Here is a 6326-nt window from a genome sequence, read left to right on the forward strand (position 1 = left end):
GAACCCGGTGGTGGTGCATGGCGGCGGACCGCAGATCGAGGCGGCGCTCAACCGCCTGGGCAAGAAGGGCAGCTTCATCCAGGGCATGCGCGTGACCGACGCCGAGACCATGGAGGTGGTCGAATGGGTGCTGGCCGGCGAGGTGCAGCAGGACATCGTGGGCCTGATCAACCAGGCCGGCGGCAAGGCCGTGGGCCTGACCGGGCGCGACGGCGGCATGATCCGCGCGCAGAAGCTCAAGATGGCGGACCGTGCCGATCCCAACCTGCACCACGACGTGGGCCAGGTGGGCGACATCGTCTCCATCGACCCCAGCGTGGTCAAGGCGCTGCAGGACGACGCCTTCATTCCCGTGGTGAGCCCGATCGGCTTCGGCGAGGAGAACGAGAGCTACAACATCAACGCCGACGTGGTGGCCGGCAAGCTCGCCACCGTGCTCAAGGCCGAGAAGCTCATGCTCCTGACCAACACGCCCGGCGTGCTCGACAAGGACGGCAATCTGCTCACCAACCTGAGCGCGCGCGAGATCGACGACCTGTTTGCCGACGGCACCATCTCGGGCGGCATGCTGCCCAAGATCGAGGGCGCGCTCGATGCGGCCAAGAGCGGCGTGAACGCGGTGCACATCATCGACGGCCGCGTGCCGCACGCGATGCTGCTCGAGATCCTGACCGACCAAGCCTACGGCACGATGATCCGCGCGCGCTGAGGCCTCGGCAGCCTCAGCAGCCGTTCGCGCCCGTCCTGGCCACCGCGGGTTTCCGGCCGAGATACTCGAAGCCCGCGGCGCCAACTTCCTGCACCGACTGCGGCAGCTTCTCGAAATCGGTCCAAAGCGGCGTATCGCGCAGCGACGGATCGCGCCACAGGTCCACCAGATCGCCCGCGGGGGCCTCCCGGAAGCGCTCCGCGGCTTCGTCGGACACGTTGGCGCGCAGCGCCTGCTCGCACTCCGACGCCAGCCAGCTGACGGAGTGGTTCGGCGCGAAATTCTCCGACACCCGCACGCGCTCGGCCTCGAACTCGCGGAACCACTGCTCCAGCCCGTAGCGCGTGCAGTTGAAGAAGTGCCACGGCCGCTCGTGCAGCGGCTGCATGAAGGCGGTGCGAACCAGGATGCGGCCGCCGGGCTTGAGCACCCGAAGCAGCTCCGTCGCCACCTTCTGCGGTTCGCGGTAGTGCTCGAAGGCGTTCATGACGATCGCCGCGTCGAAGACCGCGTCGTCGAACGGCAGCACGTGGGCATCGGCGACCACGTCGGTGTGCCTGAACAGGCAGTATTCGACCTCGACCACGTTCTCGAGCTTTTCCTGCGAGCCTCCGCCGCTGAGATTCAGCACCCACCCCTTGGTGCTCTTGGCGAGCTTCAGGGCTTCGGGCGGCAGCGCGTTGCTGACGTGCTCGGCGGGTTTGACCTCGGGCTCGCCGATGTCCTCGCAAAGAACCGGCCGGCCCTGGACGACGGGCCAGCGCCGCCAGCCGTCCACGGTCGCCAGTGCGCCGCTTGCCGCATCGTCCGTCAGCTTGAGGCCGGTCTTGGGGCAGCGAAGAATCGGCAGCAGCGCCTGCAGGCGCGACTTCGCGCCGCCCTCGCTCAGCGCCACCTGCAGCGCCGGCGCCTTGCGCGCGAGCCGCTCGTCGATCAGCGACACCCAGGGATGCTGGGCCTTGAAGTTCTCGATCAGGCGCTGGTAATTCTGCGGGACCGTCGTCTCGGCCTTGATCATCGAGCCCGCATGCACGCGGTAGTCCGCGAGCGTTTGCGGCTCCCGCACGCCGCGCTGGCCCTGCTCCGCGAGCCGGCACCAGAAGTCGAAGTCTTCCCAGCCGTGGCGAACGTGGTTGTAGCCGCCCACGATCGCCCACGCCTCCTTCGAGACCAGCGCCATCGCGTCGATGTAGTTGCCGGCCACGAAGCGCTGCGGCTCGTAGGAGGCTTCGCCGAGCAGCGCGCTGGAGGCGCCGAAGTGCTGGATGGTCGGGTAGGCGAAGGCCACGCGCTCGGCGCGGATGGCGCGGCGCAGCTCTTCGCAGCATTTCGGGCGCAGCCGGTTGTCGGCGTCGAGCGGCAGCACATAGGGACTGTCCGCGAGTTGGAAGCCCGCATTGCGCGTGAGGCCCAGGCCGCTGTTGGCTTCATGCCGGGCAACCACCACGCGGTTGAAGCGCCTGGCGTGCTGCCGGGCCCATGCCAGCACGGCGTCCAGCGAACCGTCGGTCGAACAGTCGTCCACCACCACCAGGTCCAGCACCGCCAGCGTCTGGGCACGCACGGACTCCAGCGCCTCGACGATGAACTGCTCGTAGTTGTAGAGCGGGATGGCGACCGTCACATCGGCAAGCTCGACCTCGTCGGCCCGGTGCTCGAACAGCACTTCCAGCGGCATCAGCTGGGGCCGCGGAATCGGTGCCGAGCGAACGCGCGCATCGAGCGCGAAGGCCCGCGCGGCCAGCGCCTCGCCTTGCAGCTGGTCGAGCACGCGGCCGAACTGCGTGGCCCGCTGCAGCGGCCCGTACGAGGCCATCGCGCGCAGGAACGCGGCCGAGCCGACGCTGGCCCTCAGTGCCGGGTCCGGAGCCAGGGTCGACAGATGGTGGTRCCAGTCGTCGGCGCTCGCGGCCAGGAAGCCCGACACGCCGTGCTCGATCGCCCGCGTGAACGGGCCGGTCGGCGAAGCGATGGTCGGCACGTCGACCAGTGCGGCCTCGAAGAACTTCAGTTCGCTCTTGGCCTCGCAGAAGGGGTTGCCGAATTCCAGCGGCGCGATGTTGATGTCGAAGCGTGCAATTTCGCGCGGCAGCGTCTCCAGGGTCTGGAAGGGCCGCCATTCGATGCGGTGCGCCAGGCCGGCCATCACCGGGTATTCCTCCACGTCGACCAGGCGCATGCCCGATTCGGTCTGGAAGAGCACCAGGCGGCACAGCTCGTTCTCGCGCAGCACGCGCGCGATCGCCTCGATGGCCAGGCCCAGGTCGCGCTGGTGCGTCCGCGAGCCGCCGGCATAGCCGATGCGCACCAGGTTGTCGGTCCGCGCGCTGCGCCACTGCCGCGCGCTGCGCCTGGAAAGCTCGAAGGTCTGGTCGTCGAAGCCATTGAACAGCACATGGGTGGACTTGCCCGCCCAGCGCATGTGGTAGGCCAGCTCCTGGGTGCTGGCAATGCACACGTCGGACGCGAGCATGGCGCGGCGCACGCTCGCGAAGAGCTCGCGCACCGCGGCTTCCGGGTGGGCGTTGGAGCGGATGCCGTCGATCACCTTGGTGTCGGCCAGGTCGGGTTCGATCATCAGGTCGTCGATGTCGAACACCACCTTCTTGCCTTGCGCATGCATCAGGCCGATGGCTTTTTCGAGCACCGGGCTCCATTGGGTGCGCCAGAGAATCATCACGTCGTGCCGCGACGTCAGCTCGRGCCGCGCCTCCAGCTCTTCCTGCCGCACCCACTCCGCCGGCACGCCGTTTATCCGCGCCGACTCGATGTAGCGCGCGACGCGGTACAGGTGGCCGGGCGTATCCGCCTCGCCGGAAACATAGAAGATCGAGAACACCCGGCTGGGCAATGGGGGAATGGGGGGCGGCTCGGTGTCGTCGCTGCCGAGCAGGCCGGCACGCCGGCCCTCTCGCGCACCCACCAGCGTGTAGTGAATCAGCGGATTGAAGCCCGCGGCGTCCCCGTAGCGCGCGGCGTATTCGGCACCCGAGAACCATGGGCCGGGCTGGCGCCCTTCGGCCGCGCCGTGGGTCACGTAGTGCTCCGCGGGGTCCGTGCCGGCGGATGCCACGTCGGGGTAGGTCTTCAGGTACCACTCGCGGTCGAAGTAGGGCGAGAACCGGACGATCTCCACCGCGCCCAGGTCCACCGGCTTGCCGGCCAGCCGCCGGGCAAGCAGCCGCAGGCGCCTGCGCAGCTTGGCCTTGACGCTCAGGGACGGATCGACCCGCAGGCGCGTGAAGCGCTCCATCAACGATTCGACCCGGTCTTCCTTCCGGTCCGCAAGGTTCTTCCAGGCCAGCGCGGTGCGCTGCTGCAGGCTCTTGGCTTCGCTGGTCTCGTTCAGGTCGTCGCGGGTCTTGTTCAGGTCGGTGGCCAGTTGCGCCACGACATTCCGCAGCTCCGCCACGCGCCGGTTCGCCTGCTCGTGGGCGAAGCCGGTTGCGCGCGCGGCGGCTTCGGCCTGGGCGGCTTTCGCCTGCGCATCGCCGGCCTGCCTGTTCAGGTCCTCCAGCTGGGCGGCTTTCTCGGCCACCTCGTGGGACAGGGCGTCCAGCTGGCCTTCGGCGCGGGCGCGGGCCTCGGCCTCGGCCGCGCGGGCGGCCGCCACCTGGGCCAGCTCGGCTTCCACCGGCGCGCGCAGGGCATTGGCCTCGTGGATGCGCTGATGCAGTTCGGCCGAACCGAGCTGCTCGCGCGTGGTCACGAACCAGCGCGTCCCCAGGTGCGCAAAGCGCGCCCTGGCGGCATCGGCGCGCTCGGGTTCGAGGTTGCACAGCGCCATGGCGGCGGCCGGCGCGCGGTCGCCCACGGCCAGCACGCCGAGCCCGTGGCCGTGCAGGAATTCGAACGAGGGATAGTGCCGTGCCTGCTCGGCGAAGAAGCGGAAGACGCCGAAATTGCCGCTGCGCACATTGGTGTCGTGGAACAGCACCACGGCCTTGTCCGACAGCTTGGGAAGCCAGGTCTCGAAGTCGTGCTTGACCGCCTCGTAGGTGTGGAAGCCGTCGATGTGCAGCAGGTCGACGGAGCCGTCGGCAAAGTACGGCAGCGCGTCGTCGAAGGTCGACTTGAGGAGCTCGGAGAAGGCGCTGAAGTGCTTGTCGTGGAAGTCGCGCAGCTCGTGGTAGACCTGCGCGTCGAAATGCCCGGCATGCTCGTCTCCGGCCCAGGTGTCCACCGCGTAGCAGCGCGTGGCCGACTTGAGCCGCGCAACGGCCTCGCAGAAGGCCGCGTACGACACGCCGTTGTGCGTGCCCAGTTCCACCAGCAGGCCCGGCTTGCAGGCGGCCACGATCCAGAATGCGAACGGCGTGTGGGTCCACCACGCGCTGGCCTTGCCGAGCAGGTGCGGCGTCCAGAAGAGCGGGTCCAGCACCGGGTGCGTCAGCACGTCGAGCGACCGGTCGATCGTCGGAAGAATGAGGGTGGGTTCTTTCATTTGTATTCCTGCCCGGACGCGTCCGGGCCTCCGCTAGAAAGTCGATGAAACCGCCGCGCCCGCCTCAGCGCGCGAGCTGCCATTGCTGGCCGGCGCTGGGGGCCAGGTGCGCGCCGGTGAGCCAGTCCCACTGGACATTCGGGTTGTGATAGGGGTCGTGCTCGAAGCGGTCGATCCACTTGGTGCTGGCGTGCGCCTGCTCGCGCGCTGCCCGCTGCTGCTTCTCTTCGGAAACATGGTCGTGCCCGCGCGAGGCGCTCTCCAGGTGCAGCAGCGAGGCGAACGGCGTGCAGATGTTGCGGTAGCCCGCATCGTTCACCTTCAGGCACAGGTCGATGTCGTTGTAGGCCACCGGCAGATGCTCGCCGTCGAAGCCGCCCACCTGGTCGAACACCGAGCGCCGAACCGCCAGGCAGGCGCCCGTGACCGCCAGGTAGTCGCGCGTGCCCGCGAGCCGCCCGTCCAGGCCGGTGTCGGTGGCGCCGTCGGTGCGGCACACATGCAYCGCCAGCGGGCCGCTCTGCAGCATGACGCCGGCGTGCTGGACCGTGCCGTCGCCGTACAGCAGCTTGGCGCCCACGCAGCCGATGTCCGGCCGCATGGCTTCGCCGACCATTTCCCTGAGCCATCCGCCGTCGAGGATCTCGATGTCGTTGTTCAGGAAGAGCAGCACCTCGCCGGTCGAGGCCTGCACGCCGGCGTTGTTGATGGCCGAAAAATTGAAGGGCCCCGGCACCCGCAGCACGCTGACGCGAGGGTCCGCGGCCAGCTCGGCGAAGAGGGACAGCGTGGCCGGCTCGACGCTGTCGTTGTCGAGGATGAGGACTTCGAAATCCGGATAGTCGGTCTTGCGCAGCAGGCCGTCCAGGCAGGTCCTCACCAGGTTGGCGCGGTCGCGCGTCGGCACGAGCACGCTGACCCGTGGCGCGGGGTTGGGCAGTGGGCGGCGAACGTGGTTGACGAACTCCGCGATCGGCGAGGGCAGCACCTCGGCCGCCACGCCCGCCTGCCGGAACGCCGCTTCTGCCGCCACCCGCCGGGCCGCCGCCGCATAGGCCTCGACGGCCTGCCGCGTGTCGCCCGCATCGATGATGGGCGGGACCTGCCGGTGGTACAGCACCGAGGGAATATGGCGCACCTGGCTGCAGGGCAGCGGCATGGCCACCCTGCAGT

Annotated in this window: 3 protein-coding genes; 1 reads left to right on the forward strand and 2 read right to left on the reverse strand. The window is 69.1% G+C overall.

Annotation, left to right across the window (positions count from 1 at the left end; genetic code table 11):
• On the forward strand, positions 1 to 709 hold a 709-nt coding region (argB, locus tag AC1DOC_RS14585), incomplete at its 5' end, for an acetylglutamate kinase (protein ID WP_478129985.1).
• 13 nt (positions 710 to 722) lie between these two features.
• Here the strand turns inward: argB and AC1DOC_RS14590 are convergent.
• Both AC1DOC_RS14590 and AC1DOC_RS14595 read right to left on the reverse strand, forming a co-directional pair.
• Positions 723 to 5153, reverse strand: a complete 4431-nt coding sequence (locus AC1DOC_RS14590; RefSeq protein WP_478129986.1) for a class I SAM-dependent methyltransferase — start codon at positions 5151 to 5153, stop codon at positions 723 to 725.
• Positions 5154 to 5217: 64 nt separating this feature from the next.
• Positions 5218 to 6326: glycosyltransferase family 2 protein (locus tag AC1DOC_RS14595; RefSeq protein ID WP_478129987.1), on the reverse strand; the 1109-nt coding region annotated here is incomplete at its 5' end.

The sequence above is a fragment of the Variovorax sp. 01T439_2 genome (assembly GCF_056398445.1).